Annotated in this window: 13 protein-coding genes; 9 read left to right on the top strand and 4 right to left on the bottom strand. The window is 57.5% G+C overall.

All coding sequences use genetic code 11. The features are described from left to right. Positions 1 to 52: 52 nt before the first annotated feature. The 3 genes from ABD735_RS17505 to ABD735_RS17495 all read left to right on the top strand — a co-directional run bounded on the left by ABD735_RS17505 (position 53) and on the right by ABD735_RS17495 (position 3,180). On the top strand, positions 53 to 1,420 hold the full coding sequence (locus ABD735_RS17505) for an NAD-dependent succinate-semialdehyde dehydrogenase (protein ID WP_344808865.1): 1,368 nt from the start codon (positions 53 to 55) through the stop codon (positions 1,418 to 1,420). A 2-nt stretch (positions 1,421 to 1,422) separates the two neighbouring features. Further along, entirely contained in the window at positions 1,423 to 1,971 is a 549-nt protein-coding gene (locus tag ABD735_RS17500; RefSeq protein ID WP_344808863.1) for a hypothetical protein, read from the top strand. 189 nt (positions 1,972 to 2,160) lie between these two features. Beyond that, on the top strand, positions 2,161 to 3,180 hold the full coding sequence (locus ABD735_RS17495; protein ID WP_344808861.1) for a hypothetical protein: 1,020 nt from the start codon (positions 2,161 to 2,163) through the stop codon (positions 3,178 to 3,180). Positions 3,181 to 3,185: 5 nt separating this feature from the next. Here the strand turns inward: ABD735_RS17495 and yegD are convergent, their stop codons facing one another. Continuing rightward, positions 3,186 to 4,631, bottom strand: coding sequence for a molecular chaperone (gene yegD, locus ABD735_RS17490; RefSeq protein ID WP_344808859.1), 1,446 nt, complete (start codon positions 4,629 to 4,631; stop codon positions 3,186 to 3,188). 435 nt (positions 4,632 to 5,066) lie between these two features. Between yegD and ABD735_RS17485 the strand changes: the two genes are divergently transcribed. The 6 genes from ABD735_RS17485 to ABD735_RS17460 are packed head-to-tail and all read left to right on the top strand — an operon-like array spanning position 5,067 to position 10,884. Further along, a complete protein-coding gene (locus ABD735_RS17485) occupies positions 5,067 to 7,898 on the top strand; it encodes a monovalent cation/H+ antiporter subunit A (RefSeq protein WP_344808857.1) in 2,832 nt (943 codons plus the stop codon). Then, positions 7,899 to 8,243 (top strand): Na+/H+ antiporter subunit C, encoded by a 345-nt coding sequence (locus ABD735_RS17480; RefSeq protein WP_344808855.1) that lies wholly within the window; start codon positions 7,899 to 7,901, stop codon positions 8,241 to 8,243. Next, positions 8,243 to 9,769 carry a monovalent cation/H+ antiporter subunit D gene (locus ABD735_RS17475; RefSeq protein WP_344808853.1) on the top strand — a complete coding sequence of 509 codons (1,527 nt, stop codon included), beginning with the start codon at positions 8,243 to 8,245 and terminating at the stop codon, positions 9,767 to 9,769. The genes ABD735_RS17480 and ABD735_RS17475 overlap by 1 nt, the downstream gene beginning before the upstream one ends. Then, positions 9,766 to 10,263 carry a Na+/H+ antiporter subunit E gene (locus tag ABD735_RS17470; protein WP_344808851.1) on the top strand — a complete coding sequence of 166 codons (498 nt, stop codon included), beginning with the start codon at positions 9,766 to 9,768 and terminating at the stop codon, positions 10,261 to 10,263. Before ABD735_RS17475 ends, ABD735_RS17470 begins: the two co-directional genes overlap by 4 nt. Then, positions 10,257 to 10,526 (top strand): K+/H+ antiporter subunit F, encoded by a 270-nt coding sequence (locus ABD735_RS17465; RefSeq protein ID WP_344808849.1) that lies wholly within the window; start codon positions 10,257 to 10,259, stop codon positions 10,524 to 10,526. The genes ABD735_RS17470 and ABD735_RS17465 overlap by 7 nt, the downstream gene beginning before the upstream one ends. A gap of 10 nt (positions 10,527 to 10,536) precedes the next feature. Further along, a complete protein-coding gene (locus ABD735_RS17460; RefSeq protein WP_344808847.1) occupies positions 10,537 to 10,884 on the top strand; it encodes a Na+/H+ antiporter subunit G in 348 nt (115 codons plus the stop codon). 39 nt (positions 10,885 to 10,923) lie between these two features. On the opposite strand, the gene ABD735_RS17455 is transcribed toward ABD735_RS17460, so the two are convergent. The 3 genes from ABD735_RS17455 to ABD735_RS17445 all read right to left on the bottom strand — a co-directional run bounded on the left by ABD735_RS17455 (position 10,924) and on the right by ABD735_RS17445 (position 15,830). After that, positions 10,924 to 13,161, bottom strand: coding sequence for an NADP-dependent isocitrate dehydrogenase (locus ABD735_RS17455; protein ID WP_344808845.1), 2,238 nt, complete (start codon positions 13,159 to 13,161; stop codon positions 10,924 to 10,926). A 264-nt stretch (positions 13,162 to 13,425) separates the two neighbouring features. After that, positions 13,426 to 14,181, bottom strand: coding sequence for a response regulator (locus tag ABD735_RS17450; RefSeq protein ID WP_344808843.1), 756 nt, complete (start codon positions 14,179 to 14,181; stop codon positions 13,426 to 13,428). Then, complete coding sequence (locus ABD735_RS17445; protein ID WP_344808841.1) at positions 14,178 to 15,830, bottom strand: ATP-binding protein; 1,653 nt, start codon at positions 15,828 to 15,830, stop codon at positions 14,178 to 14,180. The genes ABD735_RS17450 and ABD735_RS17445 overlap by 4 nt, the downstream gene beginning before the upstream one ends. Between the last annotated feature and the right edge of the window lie 102 nt (positions 15,831 to 15,932).

Here is a 15,932-nt window from a genome sequence, read left to right as displayed (position 1 = left end):
AGTCTCGTATCCTTTCTAACGAATAATACCGACATCTTCAGAGGAGAGGATCATGTTCAAGAGTGTCAATCCCGCAACGGGCAAGGAAATTGCGACCTATCCTGAACTGACGAAGGACGAGGTCGAGAACAGGCTCGGCAAGGCATCCGCAGCTTATGACTCATGGCGCAAGACCGACATTCGCGAACGTACCGAACTCCTGTTGAAGATTGCCGACGAATACGAAAAGAACAAAGAGCGCCTCGCCCGCATGGCCACCGAGGAAATGGGGAAGACCCTTGCCTCCGCCATCGCTGAAGTTGAAAAGTGCGCGGCGCTGTTTCGTCACTATGCCAAGGAAGGACCGGCCATGCTGGAGCCTGAGTGTTGGCATCTGGCGAGCGGCGGTATCGCTGAGGCACGTTGGCTGCCACAGGGGCCAGTTCTGGCCGTCATGCCCTGGAACTATCCCTATTGGCAGGCGGTGCGTTTTCTCGCGCCCACCATCCTCGCTGGCAATGTGGCGTTGCTGAAGCATGCCAGCATCGTTCAGGGCGTGGCGGGTCTCATGGAAGACATGATGCGCGATGCCGGTGCACCTGAAGGGCTATTCCAGAATCTGGGGGTCAAATCGGATGCGGTAGCCGACATCATCGCTGATGACCGGGTCGTGGCCGTCACGCTCACCGGCAGCGAAGGTGCGGGACAGGCTGTCGCCAAGCAGGCTGGTCATCATCTCAAGAAAGTGGTGCTCGAGCTTGGTGGTTCCGATCCCTTCATTGTCATGCCGTCTGCGGATCTGGACAAGGCGGTGAAGCACGCCGTCAAAGGCCGCACCCAGAATACCGGTCAGTCCTGCATCTGCGCCAAGCGCATGATCATTCATACTGAGGTCTACGATGACTTCATGGGGCGATTCACCGAGGCCATGAAAGCCGTAAAGGCTGGTGATCCTATGGCTGACTCGACCGACATGGGTCCGCTGTCCAGTGCCGGCCAGCGCGATACCGTGCTCGATCAGCTTGAGCAGGCGCAGAAGAATGGCGCGAAACTACTGTTTGGTGGCGAGCGGCTTGACGGCGAAGGTGCCTATCTGACGGCAGGCGTACTGACGGACATCGATCCTGCTGGCCCCGTTGCCTCCGAAGAGATCTTTGGCCCCATTGCCATGGTCTTTCGCGCCAAGGACATCGATGACGCCGTTCATCTCGCCAATAATATTCCTTTCGGCCTCGGCTCGTCCGTCTGGACCAGCGACAAGGCTGAACAGGAGCGCTTCATTCGCGATATTGAAGCAGGTATGACCGCCGTGAACCAGATGCTCGCCTCTGCGCCCGAAGCACCTTTTGGTGGCATCAAACGTTCTGGTCACGGCCGTGAACTCGCTCGCTTCGGCCTGCGCGAATTCATGAATCTCAAGACCGTGATGTTGCCGGAATGAGCATGCGCAGTACTTCTTCCAGACTGAGCGGCCATGTCCTGTTAAGTGCGCTGCTGGCTATTATGGTGTCTGCCTGTTCGACGCACTTCGTTGATCCGGATCCGAGATTTGCCCGGCTCGAGTCCGAACTCGAAGGTATGAGGTATTCGGGAGGTTCGGCTCCGGTGAACTCACAGGATTGGGTAGAGGAAGTGAACGACAGTCTTCAATATGGGCACACGCTGTTTTATAGCCACGCCGAACAACGCTGGGTTCTCGCGAGTCATGACATCCAGTTCGACCTCTTCAGCTTCAGTCAGCTCGATGTGAACGATGTCCATACCAGGCTGAGTGTGCCTGGAAGGGAAGGGAGCGACTCAGGGGGGAATACCGGCGCGAATGTTGTGCGTGCCAAAGTTCTCGATGACGCAGCACCGATTCAGCGATTGTTCCGCAGTGGTGAAACGGATGATGAAAATATACTTCGACTACCGGCGCGCGAGGCATCAGACGCGATCAAGGTCGCAAAGATGATGCGCTATCTGATTGCTGAAAACCCCAAGCCCCGCTAACTGGTCCTGTGCTGGCACTCTGAAAAATGAGTGCCAGTTCAAGATCTTATGAAAAAATTCTGCATCCCCGTCAATATTGAAACAAGTCGATTGACCTGACATTTGCTCTCTTTCTAATATTCCCTCGGCTGCGCATGGAAGGGCCCGGCACGCCCCCTCAATAACAATGCATACAGGGAAGGTAGCATCTTGAAGCATCTCTATTTCACCGTTGTCATGGTTGGAATGCCTTTGCTCGCTGCCTGTAGCGGCAGCGAAAACAGTGATCCGGAAGGGTCAGAGCATCGAGCGCGACTGTCTGCGTCAGCGGTGCCGGAAACGTTCAGCGGCACGATGATACCGGTCAAAAACTACCAGCCAGGCGTGCTGAACGAAGACAAGTTGCCACAGGTGACTTCGGAAACGTTGCGCATCCTCGACTTCCTCCGCCAGCGCATGAGCGGGCATCTCGCCAGCATCGCGCCTGTAGATCCTGCTCAACTCACGCCCATCGGTGACCAGCCGGCAACACTCGATATTTCGGAACAGCTCTGCACCCGGGGTGGACAAGCGAGTACGACTCGTCTGAGTGGTCCACTGTTTTCCTACAGCGATGGTCAGGTACTTCTTGGCGCAGGGTCGCAGCAACGGATGGACATGCAGCGATGTGACGGCCCACTGGACGAGCCCTTCGTTCGTATTGGCAGCTATACCCTCACTGTGGCCAGCGGGCTGTTCGATCAATATCTCGCTTACGGCAGCGAAAACGGACGGATGTCTGTGCTCTATGAATATTATGGCAGTGTCGATGTCTCACGAATCGGCATCTACCAACACGGCGATATTCAGCACACCCTGCACTCTCCCCTGAAGCTCGAACTCTCCGGACAGTCCTACCGCGAACTGCCGTTCAACAGCCGTCGGCTGGAGTTTGCCTTGTCAGATTATGCGCTGACCCTGGAGAAGCAGCCGAGCACTCATGGGGAGGAGGATGGCCAGATGAGCGGCGCCCAGGCCTTCAGAATCGGCCTCGGCAGCCTGGCTGAAGACTACATCATCGAGTTGATGGCGCCCTTGAAATATAACGCCCGTGCCGACAGTTTCTGGTCAGGCACCGTGCTCCTGAGCGATGGCTCTGCAGAGCTCAGGCTCGAGTTGTTCGACGGCTACACCGAATATCACTTCGACGCTGAGGGCGACGGTATTTTCGAGACTGTTCAGGTGCTCTAGAAGCGTCAGGCGTAAATCTGGTGAGCCCAGGTGGTGAGACCCGAGGTCACACTGCCGAAAGCATCTCCGACGACGATCTCCACGTCCGGATAATGCGTCCGTATCCACGACTCTACGACGGGTGAGCGCGCAGAACCGCCTGTCACGTACACCACATCGGGTCTGACATCTGCCTGCGTTTCAGCTTCCTTCATCAACGATACGAAGAGCTTGAGCTCCTTTTCGATGGCGTCGCGAAGTTGATCGCGCGAAATGTCGGTACCCAGTCCGTTCTCGACGTAGTCCAGCGAGACGTTTACATGTTCAGAATCCGTGAGCTGGATCTTGGCCATTTCAGAGCTTCGGCTCAGCCGATGACTCAGCCGGTCCTGTTGCAAGGTGAGCAGTCGCGCAAACTTTTCCTTATCGACGGCCGCTCTTAAAAAGGTATGCAAACTGGCGGCTTCCTGCCTGGAGGCGAATTCAGCCTGCAGGTTGACGTCGTTGACTGCGATCGGCTTCCAGAACAGCGAGTTGGGCAAAGGCAGCCCGCTTCGCTGCGAGGTGCCGCGACCGAACAGCGGCATGATACGCTCGAAGGCCAGCTTGATATCGAGGTCGATACCGCCAACCCTGTTTCCAGCATAGCCGAGTACGGAGCTTTGCCGATCGCTCCGACCACGGAAAGTCGGGCCGATTTCCACCATCGAACAGTCGGTCGTGCCGCCGCCGATGTCGAGCACCAGCACGATGGTGTCTCTAGTCAGCTCGCGCTCATAGTCGAGTGAGGCCGCGACCGGTTCCATCAGGAATTCGATCTGCTCGAAGCCGGCCGATACTGCCGCGCGCTCCATCAGGTTCAGTGCCTGCGCATTGCCGTCGGCTTTGTTACCGTGAAAGTTCACAGGCCTGCCCAAGACGATACTGGTGATCTGCTCGCCGCCTTCGCGTTCGGCAGTCCTTTTGATGTGCGAGAGCATGCGAGTAACGATTTCAGAGAACAGCTCCAGCTGCGGCGCCTCGAGATCCGCACCGAGGAAGGATTTGGGCGACTTCATGAAATAGCCACTGAGCGGATCTTCGACATGGTGCTCGATGGCTGCTTCACCGAAAAACATCTCGCTGTCGGCGTAGAGGGCAGATCGGATGCTCTCCGATTCGCTTTTCTGCTGTGCGCGCTCTTCCAGTTCACGACGCATGAGCCCGCGCTCGATGTTCTCGATTTCAGCGGCAGTGAGTTCGCGGACACCACCCGCCTCGCGGGCCCTTTGGCGGTTCAGGGCAGCGGCTCTGCTCACCCGCAGCGACAGCTCATCTTCATCGATCCTGCCGATTTCGACGTGCGTTCGCGAGGTGTAGATGGCTGAGGGCAGGCGAGTACTGCCGTTTTCCAGCGGCACCAGCCGCGGGGCGTCGCCTTCCCACTTGCCAATGGAGCAATTCGATGTGCCAAAATCTATGCCTGCATACATGGGTGTGGGGGATTTCCTTGCTGATGGTTGAGTGATGAGCCAGGCAGGATACCAAATAATGACGGAGGGGTTCCGAATTCCCGGTCAGAGCTCTTGGCTGTTCCCGAGGAGCCCTCTTGTTCCGACACATCATTCCTCATATAGTCCGGGTATTGGTAATCTTCGGGCTATCATAGCCATATCAATCAGATATCCGCCGACGCGCCTGATCGATGCCAACTCCATGCAAGCCATAGGAAACTGATTTGCGACTGTTTCGACCAGCCACCAGAAACCCTGATGCCCGCGCCGGTAGCGTGCGCTATCCCTTCTTCCCGGATCCGCCTTTCGCCGTCCCGCACTGATTATCAAGGCAGGGCGTCCAGAATGTGCCCTGAGAAGCTATAATCTGGCCCAATAGCTCATTACTGGGTCTCAAGACGGACAGGAAAACGCATGAAGCTTCTATTAATCGCCTTGCTGCCGTGGCTCGGGGCACTGGTGCCCTTGTTCAGCGAGCGCTTCGGCAGAACGACGTGTGCCTGGCTGACTACGATAGGGCCGGCACTCGCGCTGGTGCTCACCCTCGTCATGCTACCGTCGGTATTTGCGGGGGAGTTAGTCCAGGTCCGCTACGAATGGGTGCCGCAGCTGGGGCTGAGTCTCGCGTTCCGGCTGGATGGGCTGGCCCTCCTGTTTGCCATTCTGATTCTCGGTATCGGTCTCCTGATCATTCTCTATGCGCGCTACTATCTGCACGAGAAGGACTCCATGGGCCGCTTCTACAGCATGCTGATGCTGTTCATGGGTGCCATGCTCGGCATCGTGCTGTCAGACAACCTCATCCAGCTGTGGATGTTCTGGGAGCTGACCAGCGTCAGCTCTTTCCTGCTGATCAGCTTCTGGTGGCAACGTTCGTCGAGCCGGAAAGGTGCGCGAATGGCGCTGACAGTGACTGGTGCAGGCGGCCTGGCGCTGCTGGCCGGTCTCTTGCTGATCGGCGAAATGGTCGGCAGTTACGATCTCAGTGTCGTGCTCGAAAGCGGCAATCTACTGCGTGAGCATGAGTGGTACTCCACAGCACTGGTGTTGGTGCTGCTGGGCGCATTTACCAAGTCGGCCCAATTTCCCTTCCACTTCTGGCTGCCCCATGCGATGGCGGCGCCAACACCGGTGAGTGCCTATCTGCATTCTGCGACCATGGTCAAGGCTGGCATATTTCTGCTCGCGCGCTTCTTTCCAGTACTGTCGGGCACTGAGCTCTGGGTTATCCTGGTCAGTGGAGCGGGCCTCTGTACGCTGCTGCTGGGTGCCTATTTCGCGCTATTCAAGCATGACCTGAAAAGCCTTCTGGCCTATTCCACCATCAGTCATCTGGGACTGATTGTGTTGCTGTTCGGCCTGAGCACCCAGCTCGCAGCCATTGCGGCCGTGTTTCACATCATCAATCACGCGACCTTCAAGGCTTCGCTGTTCATGGCGGTCGGTATCGTCGACCATGAAACCGGAACCCGGGACATGCGCAAGATACACGGTATGTTCAAGTACATGCCGTATACCGCGGTCCTGGCTATGGTCGCCGCACTGGCGATGGCTGGCGTGCCACTGCTGAATGGCTTCCTGTCGAAGGAGATGTTCTTTGCGGAAACGCTGGCTCAGGATCTGTTCGGCGCCTTTTCCTGGGTCATTCCCGTGCTGGCGACGGTCGCTGCCATTTTCTCGGTGGCCTACTCGTTCCGCTTCATTCACGACGTCTTCTTCAATGGCGAGCCGGTCGACCTGCCGAAGTCACCGCATGAACCACCGCGTTACATGCGCGTACCGATAGAAGTTCTGGTAGCAATCTGTCTGGCCGTGGGTATTTTCCCAGGGCTCGCTGTCTACGATATTCTGCGTGCGGCATCGAGCTCGGTGCTGGGCACCGAGGTGCCTGAGTTCAGCCTTGCCATCTGGCACGGCTTCAATCTGCCTTTGCTCATGAGCGCAGTGGCGTTGCTGGGTGGATTGGCTGTGTACGCTTCGCGGGCGAAGCTGTTCCGTTTCCAGGCGCGTTTCCGCGAGCCTGATGCCAACCTGATTGTGGAGCGGGAAATACAGCGCTTTGTACGGGCTTGTCAGCGCCTGACGCAAGGCCTTGAAAATGGATCCTTGCAGCGCTACCTGGGGCTGCTCTTCCTGGCGACCCTGCTCATGATGGGGTCAGTACTGATTGATCTGGTACCACTGGCTGGCAGTCGGGAAATGCTGCCACTGGACGGCGTGGCCATTACCGCAGCCGTGCTTCTGGCGGTGTCCACACTTCTCACAGTGCTTTGGCACAACCAGCGCCTGATCGCCCTGTTGATGCTCTCGGTGGTGGGGCTGATCGTCTCCATCATCTTCGCCCGCTTCTCGGCGCCTGACCTGGCCATGACTCAGCTGGCGGTAGAAATCGTTACCATTATCCTGTTGATTCTGGCGCTGTTCTTCCTGCCACAGGAGATGCCTCGCGAATCGACACAGGCTCGAGTGCTGCGGGACATCGTACTGGCAGTGCTCAGTGGCACCATGATCGGTGGTGTGTGCTATGCGCTAATGACGCGGCCGCTGACAAGTATCGCGGATTACTTCCTCGCAGAGAGCAAGCCCGGTGGCGGCGGGACCAACGTGGTCAACGTCATTCTGGTGGATTTCAGGGGCTTCGACACCATGGGTGAGATCACGGTGCTGGGCATCGCGGCACTGGGCATCTACAAGTTGCTCATGCATGCCCGGCTGCACCTGCCAACCCGAGATGCCAACGGTCGAGCCTGGGCGAAAGACAAGCATCCCCCGCTGCTCGCGACCGTTGCCCAAAGTCTGTTACCACTGGCACTGCTGGTGTCGGTCTTCATATTCCTGCGTGGTCATAACCTGCCGGGCGGTGGTTTCATCGCTGGTCTGGTGACCTCTGTCGCTATCATCCTGCAGTATCTCTCACACGGTGTGGAGTGGATCAAGGACCGTCTGAAACTCAACTACCAGACCATGATTGCCTGCGGCCTGTTGATTGCCACGCTGACCGGTATGGGCAGCTGGCTGTTTGGAAGACCTTTCCTGACTTCATGGTTCGACTACCTCAACTGGCCGCTGGTGGGTGAATTCGAAATTGCCAGCGCCATCGCTTTCGATCTGGGCGTCTATCTCACCGTCGTGGGCGCCACGGTATTGATACTGGCGAATCTGGGCAAGTTCAGTACACCGTTCCGGGACGCTGTCCCGGACCAGGTCGTTGACCGACCATCCACCAACAGAAAGGAGGCGCGCTAGATGGAAGCCTTGTATGCATTCTGCGTCGGCCTGCTCACGGCCAGTGGCGTTTTCCTCGTGCTACGCAGCAGGACCTTCCCGGTGGTCGTTGGGCTCACCTTGCTGGCGTATGCCGTCAACCTGTTCCTGTTCGCTTCGGGCCGCCTGACTGTGGCCGGGGTTCCGGTCGTAGGGCAGTCAGCTACCTATGCAGACCCTTTACCCCAGGCGCTGGTACTGACTGCCATCGTGATTGGCTTCGCCATGACCGCCTTCGTCGTGATCCTGGCGTTGAGGGCCAGAGCGGACCTGGGCAGCGATCACGTCGACGGGCGTGAAGAACAGAGCAATGGAGAGCTGAACTAATGCAACATGGGGTGATATTGCCCATTCTGATACCGCTGATCGCCGGCATACTGCTGATGCTGCCCGTCATGCACAAGTCAGTCTGGCGTCAGCGCTGCGGTTCTTTGATTGCCTCCGCCTCGGTATTGATGATGTCCATCTGGCTACTGATGCAGGCCTCGACTGGTGACGTGACGATCTATGCCCTGGGCGACTGGCAACCGCCTTATGGCATCATACTGGTCCTGGATCGCCTCAGCGCGCTCATGCTGCTGCTGACCAGCCTGCTCGGCTTCGCCGCCATACTGTATGCCTGCCACAGTGATGATACGACTGGCAGCTTCTTTCACGTGCTCATGCAGTTCCAGCTGATGGGCATCAACGGCGCTTTTCTCACCGGTGATCTGTTCAATCTCTTCGTGTTCTTCGAAATTCTGCTCATCGCCTCTTATGCACTGGTCATTCACGGCGGCGGCAAACAGAAGACCCGGGCCAACGTGCACTATGTGATTCTCAATCTGGTAGGTTCTAGCCTGTTTCTGTTCGCGCTCGGTATTCTCTATGGCACGCTGGGAACGCTGAATATGGCAGATATGGCGGCCAAGGTGGCTGGCGTACCTGTGGAAGATCAGGCGCTGGTAGAGGCGGGCGGCTTGTTGTTGCTGGTCGTCTTCGGCCTAAAGGCTGCGGCTTTTCCCCTGTATTTCTGGCTACCACGAACCTATTCGGCTGCGGTCGCCCCGGTGGCGGCGCTCTTTGCGATCATGACCAAGGTGGGTATCTACTCGATCCTCCGTGTGTTTACGCTGATCTTCGGTGAAGAAGCTGGTGAGCTGAAGGATCTGGCAGTCGTATGGCTCTGGCCAGCAGCGGTAGTGACCATCATGGCAGGTGCTGTGGGGGTCGTCGCTGCGCAGGGGATGCGCACACAGGTCGCTTACCTGGTGGTAGTCTCTGTTGGCACGCTGCTGGGCGGAATAGCGCTGAATTCTGAAACGGGCACCGCAGCGCTGCTGTATTACCTCATACATAGTACCCTGGTCAGCGCAGGACTCTTCCTGCTCGTCGACCTGATAGCGAGGCAGCGGGGGCAGGCGGGTGACAGGATCGTGGGCACGCATCCACTGGCTCAGCCAGTGCTGCTTGGGATCCTGTTTTTTCTCGGCGCCATTGCCATCATCGGTATGCCACCATTCTCCGGCTTTATCGGCAAGGCGCTGCTGCTCAAGGCCACGCCTGGAGTGACAGACAAGCTCTGGCTCTGGCCACCGCTACTACTGTCCAGCCTGCTGGTACTTATTGCCTTGTCCAGAACAGGGACAACCGTCTTCTGGCGGGTGAGCAAGGGGGCAACAAAAGCAGACTCGGCGGAGCCCGGAAAGGTGGTGGCTACACTGCTCTTGCTGTCTGCGGCACCACTGCTGGCCATTTTCGGTGGTCCCATTGCCGAATACACGACTGCAACAGCGGAACAGCTCCATTCGCCGGGCGAGCTTATTCGTCAGATATTGCCTGGCGCATCGGCCACGGGAGGGCTGCGGCCATGAGCTTGTTTAGAACCATCGTGCCGCGGCCGATGCTCACGTTGCTCTTGTGGGTGGTCTGGCTTCTGCTGAACAACACGATAGCTTTTGGGCATGTGCTGCTCGGGCTCTTCCTGGCGATTGCCATTCCCCGGCTGACTTATTATTTCTGGGATCCGCAGGCGGATGTCAAAAGGCCGTTGTTGATGGTGAAGTTCATTGCCGTGCTGGTTTTCGACATCATCATCGCGAATATCGAGGTGGCGCGTCGGATTCTGGGGCCGAGCAAGGAGCTTAGACCGGCATTCTTCGAATACCCGTTGGCGATCACCGGTGACTTTCCCATCACCATTCTGGCCAGCACCATCTCACTCACGCCGGGCACGGTGAGTGCGCAACTGTCGGCGGATCGCAGCCGGCTTCTGGTGCATGGTCTGCACGTCGACGATGTTGCGTCTGCCATCGAACAGATCAGGCAGCGCTACGAAGCGCCCCTGCAGGAGATTTTCGGATGCTGAACTGGATCATTACCTTCGCCTTTGCCCTGCTGTGTCTGGCCCTGATACTGAATCTCTGGCGACTGGTCATTGGACCTGATGCATCGGACAGGATCCTGGCGCTGGATACCATGTACATCAACAGTATCGCGCTGCTGCTCCTCTACGGCGTCTGGCAGGATACCTCGTTATTCTTCGAGGCGGCCCTGCTCATAGCCATGCTGGGTTTCGTCAGTACCATCGCTGTGTGCAAGTATCTCCTGCGCGGCGATATCATCGAATAGGAAGGTCTTTATGAGTGAAATATTGCAGGTGATCGTAGGCGTGTTCATCCTCATCGGTGCCGTATTTGCATTGATCGGTTCAATCGGACTCATCAGGCTGCCAGACTTTTTTACCCGCCTTCACGGGCCGACGAAGGCGACGACGCTGGGAATCGGTGCCATGCTGATTGCCTCCACCGTGCATTTCACCAATCAGTCTGGCAGCCTGAGTGTGCACGAACTGCTGATCACATTGTTCCTGTTCATCACAGCCCCGATCACCGCGCATATGCTCGCGAAAACTGCATTGCACAATCATCTCGATGTGATGAAGCCCACTCAGGGGCAGGAGACACTGAAGCGGAATCGCGACAGCTGACTGCTGGCAGCGGGGACTGCCAGCAGAGATGGAAGGGCACTAGGCCCCGGTCAGCTTTTCCAGTACAGCATTGAAGGTCTGGCTTGGTCGCATGGCCGTTGCGACCAGTTCTTCATCCGGCAGGTAGTAGCCGCCGATGTCCACCCGCTGGCCCTGGGCATCTTTCAGCTCCTGAAGGATCTTCTCTTCCTGCTCTGACAGCGTCTTGGCGATGGGCTTGAATCGTTCTGCCAGTTCCTTGTCTTCAGTCTGGGCCGCAAGCGCCTCTGCCCAGTACAGGGTCAGATAGAAATGGCTGCCACGATTATCCAGTTCGCCCGGCATGCGGCGCGGCGCCTTGTCCAGCTCAAGATGCTTCCCAGTGGCCTGGTCCAGGGTCTTCGCCAACATCCCGATTTGCTTGTTGCCGGTCTTGTGGCCGAGGTCTTCAAGTGAGACGGCGAGGGCCAGAAATTCACCTAGCGAATCCCAGCGCAGGTGACCTTCTTCCGTAAACTGCTGCACGTGCTTGGGGGCTGAGCCGCCTGCGCCCGTTTCGAACAATCCGCCGCCCTTCATCAGGGGCACGATTGAGAGCATCTTGGCGCTGGTACCGAGTTCGAGGATGGGGAACAGATCGGTGAGGTAGTCACGCAATACGTTGCCGGTCACCGAAATCGTATCCTGCCCCATGATCAACCGTTCCATGGTCAGGCGAATGGCTGCTACCGGAGAGCGGATAGTGATATCGGCACCGGTGAGATCGAGCTCCTGCAGATAACGCTCGACCTTTTCCTGCAGCTGGCGATCGTGCGCACGCTTCGGGTCCAGCCAGAACACGGCAGGCATACCTGAGAGCTTGGCGCGGTTCACGGCCAGTTTCACCCAGTCGCGGATCGGCTCGTCCTTGGTCTGACACATGCGCCAGATATCGCCTTTTTCAACGGTATGCTCCATCAGTACGGTGCCCTGCTGATCGACCACCCTGACGACGCCATCGCTCTTCAGCTCGAAGGTCTTGTCATGGGAGCCATATTCTTCAGCCTGTTGCGCCATGAGGCCAACATTCGGCACGGTGCCCATGGTCGTCGGGTCGAAGGCGCCGTTGGTCTTGCAGAAATTGATGACTTCCTGATAAATGCGCGCGTAGGTGCTTTCTGGAATGACGGCCTTGGTGTCTTTCAGTTTGCCGTCTGCGCCCCACATCTTGCCTGAGCTGCGAATCATGGCCGGCATGGATGCGTCGACGATGACGTCGCTCGGCACATGCAGGTTGGAGACACCCTTATCGGAATCGACCATGGCGATTTCGGGACGGTCGCGGTAACACTTGCGAATTTTCGTCTCGACTTCCGAGCGCATGGAGTAGGGCAGGGCTTCGATTTTCTGATGCACATTGGCAAGCCCGTTATTCGGGTTCACGCCAAGCTGGTCGAAAAGCTCGCCATACTTATCGAACAGTTCCTTGAAGTACACCGTGACGGCGTGGCCGAACACGATGGGGTGTGAGACCTTCATCATGGTCGCTTTGACGTGCAGTGAGAACAGTAGATTGGTCTTCTTGGCGTCTTCCATCTGTTCTTCGAAAAACTTTCGCAGGGCTTTCACGCTCATGAACATTCCGTCGACCACTTCACCTTCGAGAACGGGTGTTTCAGCCTTGAGAACGTCGACCTGGCCGTCGGTTCTGACGAGTTCGATTCGGAGCACATCGTCACGCTCCATGACTACGGACTTTTCGCTCGAGTAAAAGTCGCCCTTGCGCATGTGGGCGACGTGGGTCTGCGACGCCATGCTCCACTCACCCATGGAGTGAGGAAACTTGCGAGCGTAGTTCTTTACGGAAGTCGGTGCGCGACGGTCGGAATTGCCTTCCCTGAGTACGGGGTTCACCGAGCTGCCAAGGACCTTGCCGTAGCGCTGGCGAATTTCCCGGGTGTCATCGTCATCAGCTTCATCGGGAAAATCAGGAATCTTGAAACCCTTTTCCTGCAGTTCGGCAATAGCCCTGCGGAGCTGGGGAATGGAGGCCGATACATTCGGCAGCTTGACGATATTCGCCTCAGGTTTGAGCGTTAGTTCTCCCAGCTCGGCCAAGGCATCTGGAACGCGCTGGTCGTCATTGAGATAATCGGAAAAGGTAGCAAGGATGCGGGCGCCAAGCGAGATGTCGCTCAGCTCGATCTTCACCCCGGCGGGCGCGGTAAATGCTCTGATGACTGGGAGCAGCGAGTAGGTCGCCAGCATGGGGGCTTCATCGGTCTTGGTGTAGTGAATTGTGTTCACGGAACCTGTCATGGTACTTGGCCTAGGAGTCGGGGGCGCGGTAAGGGTGGCCACGCCGATACAGCGATGCTGCGTTACAAGAGTTGAGACGCAAGCTTAGCGGCCAAGGGCAGGTACCGCAATCACTAGAGTCCGGCTAACGCACCTAAAGATCCCTCTGCGGGATCGGGGCGATCAAAGCTTGATCAGTGGCGCCGGAGCGCGCCCTGTGCTGGTGCAAATGAACCGTGCTTGTGCACGTTCACTGGTAGAATACGATAGTTGGCGCAGAGTTGCTCAATGGTCGTCTGCCAGAATGTAATGCCGCTCTGGTCGACCTACCGCACCATAATTCACTTCAGCCACCAGCTCCCCGGCACTGACTAGATATTCCAGGTAGCGCCGGGCCGTGGTTCGCGATGCGCCAATTTCACTACCGGCCGACTCTGCCGTCCATGTTCGTTGTTTCCTGAGGGTTGTGCGGATCTTCTCCAGCGTCAGTGCATCGATGCCTTTAGGCAATCTGTCGCCAGGCTGCGCTTTAGGGGCGTCGACTCCGGTCGCTTTTGTGTCTATCTGAGGCCGGGGCAACAGAGCATCAACCGCAGCCTGTGCGACGTTCTCCAGACCCTCGAGTGCCCTGAGGTGCTGGCTGAATCGCAATAGCGCCTCGTGAAGTCGCTCAAATACCAGCGGCTTCAGGATGTAATCGAACACGCCACCTCGCAGGGCGCTTCGAAGGGTGTCCACTTCCTTGGCTGCCGTAATGAGTATGACATCGCTACGGCTATCGCCTGCGCGCAGTTCACGTAGTAATTCCAGACCGCTCCCATCCGGAAACCACACGTCCAGCAATACGAGATCGGGCTGCAACACTTCAATCTGGTCTCGGGCATCGGCGAGGGTATGTGCGATACCGCAGAGTTCAATGGGTGGAAGATCGGCGTTGGCGCCTTCGCTGAGCGTTGCGGTATTGATGCGTTCGATGAAACGACGCTGAATCTCCGCGATCTGCCGATCATCCTCTGCGATCAAGAGACGGATGCTATTCACGTGGACGCTCCTGTTAGCGGGCTGGAGATCTTGGGAATGTAGAGAGTAAAACGGCTGCCCGATGGCTGGAGATTTTCGACGGTGACCGACCCACCGCAGCGCACAACGAATTGCTGCACCAGATACAGGCCAATACCATGGTCGGCTTCAGCCTTGCTGGAGACACCTTTCTCGAAAATACGTTCATGCTGGTCGCCAGGAATGCCTGGGCCCTGGTCTTCGACTTCAAAGATAAGGTCATGGCCGAGATCAGTCATGCTCAAATGTACCAGCCCACCCGAACCATGGTGTCGCCGGGTCGCTTCGAGCGCGTTGTCGATCAGGTTTCCGAGCGCGCTGACAAGCTGCTCTCGTGGCAGTTCAGGCGGCAGCTGTTTCATCTGGCTGTCAGGATCGATGACCAGGCGCAGGCCCATTTCCCTTGCGCGGTTGTATTTTCCCAGCAGACAGCCAGCAAGAATCGGGTCTGGCACTGCATCCAGCAGCAGGTGAATCAGCGCCTGATGATCGCTGACTTCGCTGCTGATGAGTGCAAGTGCTTCATCTGCCGCACCGATCTGAATCAGCCCCGCAATGGTGTGCAGCTTGTTCGAGTATTCATGGGTCTGACTTCGCAGTGTCTCTGCGTATTGCTGAATACGGGTGAGCTGCTGGCTGACCTGATCAAGTTCATCGCGCAGACGAAAGCTCGCCACCACACCGATGATGGCATCGCCCTGACGCACTGGAAGCCGGTTTACGATCATCTGGCGCCCACGTAGCCATACCTCCAGATCGAAGGCCGGCTCGCCGGTTCGCAACACCGACATGAGGTCGTTTTCTGGCAGAATGGTGGCGATCGGCTGGCCGGCCAGCGCGGTGGATGGTTCCAGACCGAGCGTCTCGATGGCGGTGCGGTTGAAGGTGGTGATGATGCCATTCCGGTCTATCGCAATGATGCCTTCGCGGACCGACTCGAGCGTGGCATTACGCTCCTGGAACAATGCCGCGATCTCCTCTGGCTCGAGGCCAAAGATGGCCCGCTTGAAGCGCCCCGCGATCACGATTGCAGCCAGCACGCTGCCGAGCAGCATCAGTCCCGTGACGCCGTAGAGCACCGTGTTGTAACGCTGTATCGTCGACTGCACCTGGGCCAGTGAATAGCCAACCGATACGATGCCGATGATATCGCCGTCCGCATCCTCGATATTGTCACGGATTGGCGCCTTGCCCCGCATCGATAGCCCCAGGCTGCCCATCGCCTTGGATACATAGCCCTGGCCGCTCTGCAATGCTTGCAGACCGAGATCGCCATCATCATCTGCCATGGAGGCACCAATCCTCGTGGGGTCTGGATGGGCGAGCCTTGTGCCCTCATGGTCACCGATGACGATAAACAACGCTTCATTGGTCGCGGCGAGTCTAGAGCTCAGTGCCATCAACCGGGCACTGTCCCGGGACTCTACACCATCTATAACGGATGGAAGAGCGGCAATCGTCTTTGCCACCATGAGTGCACGTTGACCGATCTGGTCATACAGGGCATCGCTCAGGTAGTAGCCCGCAAATCCACCGATCAGTGAGGTTTGCAAGGCACTCACAAGACCAAGCACGAGAATCATCCGCGTCTTGAGCTTCAGCTGGGTATAGCGCTGCCAGGGTGAGGACATAGCTGGGCCACGGTCTTGTCGGGTATGAACAATATGCACTTTAGTCTTTTTAAGCACTCAATACCCCTTACGTTCGCAATCTTTCACAGGCGGGGGCGCATC

The organism is Allohahella marinimesophila (assembly GCF_039538005.1).
In the GTDB taxonomy this organism is placed as follows: domain Bacteria; phylum Pseudomonadota; class Gammaproteobacteria; order Pseudomonadales; family Oleiphilaceae; genus Allohahella; species Allohahella marinimesophila.
This window is presented reverse-complemented; position numbering and strand designations above follow the sequence as displayed.

What these genes read in the sequence shown, in the direction of transcription:
- ABD735_RS17505 (WP_344808865.1), top strand. Translation starts at nt 53, where the DNA reads ATGTTCAAGAGTGTCAATCCCGCAACGGGCAAGGAAATTGCGACCTAT.
- ABD735_RS17500 (WP_344808863.1), top strand. Translation starts at nt 1,423, where the DNA reads ATGCGCAGTACTTCTTCCAGACTGAGCGGCCATGTCCTGTTAAGTGCG.
- yegD (WP_344808859.1), bottom strand. Translation starts at nt 4,631, where the DNA reads ATGTATGCAGGCATAGATTTTGGCACATCGAATTGCTCCATTGGCAAG.
- ABD735_RS17485 (WP_344808857.1), top strand. Translation starts at nt 5,067, where the DNA reads ATGAAGCTTCTATTAATCGCCTTGCTGCCGTGGCTCGGGGCACTGGTG.
- ABD735_RS17480 (WP_344808855.1), top strand. Translation starts at nt 7,899, where the DNA reads ATGGAAGCCTTGTATGCATTCTGCGTCGGCCTGCTCACGGCCAGTGGC.
- ABD735_RS17475 (WP_344808853.1), top strand. Translation starts at nt 8,243, where the DNA reads ATGCAACATGGGGTGATATTGCCCATTCTGATACCGCTGATCGCCGGC.
- ABD735_RS17470 (WP_344808851.1), top strand. Translation starts at nt 9,766, where the DNA reads ATGAGCTTGTTTAGAACCATCGTGCCGCGGCCGATGCTCACGTTGCTC.
- ABD735_RS17465 (WP_344808849.1), top strand. Translation starts at nt 10,257, where the DNA reads ATGCTGAACTGGATCATTACCTTCGCCTTTGCCCTGCTGTGTCTGGCC.
- ABD735_RS17460 (WP_344808847.1), top strand. Translation starts at nt 10,537, where the DNA reads ATGAGTGAAATATTGCAGGTGATCGTAGGCGTGTTCATCCTCATCGGT.
- ABD735_RS17455 (WP_344808845.1), bottom strand. Translation starts at nt 13,161, where the DNA reads ATGACAGGTTCCGTGAACACAATTCACTACACCAAGACCGATGAAGCC.
- ABD735_RS17445 (WP_344808841.1), bottom strand. Translation starts at nt 15,830, where the DNA reads ATGTCCTCACCCTGGCAGCGCTATACCCAGCTGAAGCTCAAGACGCGG.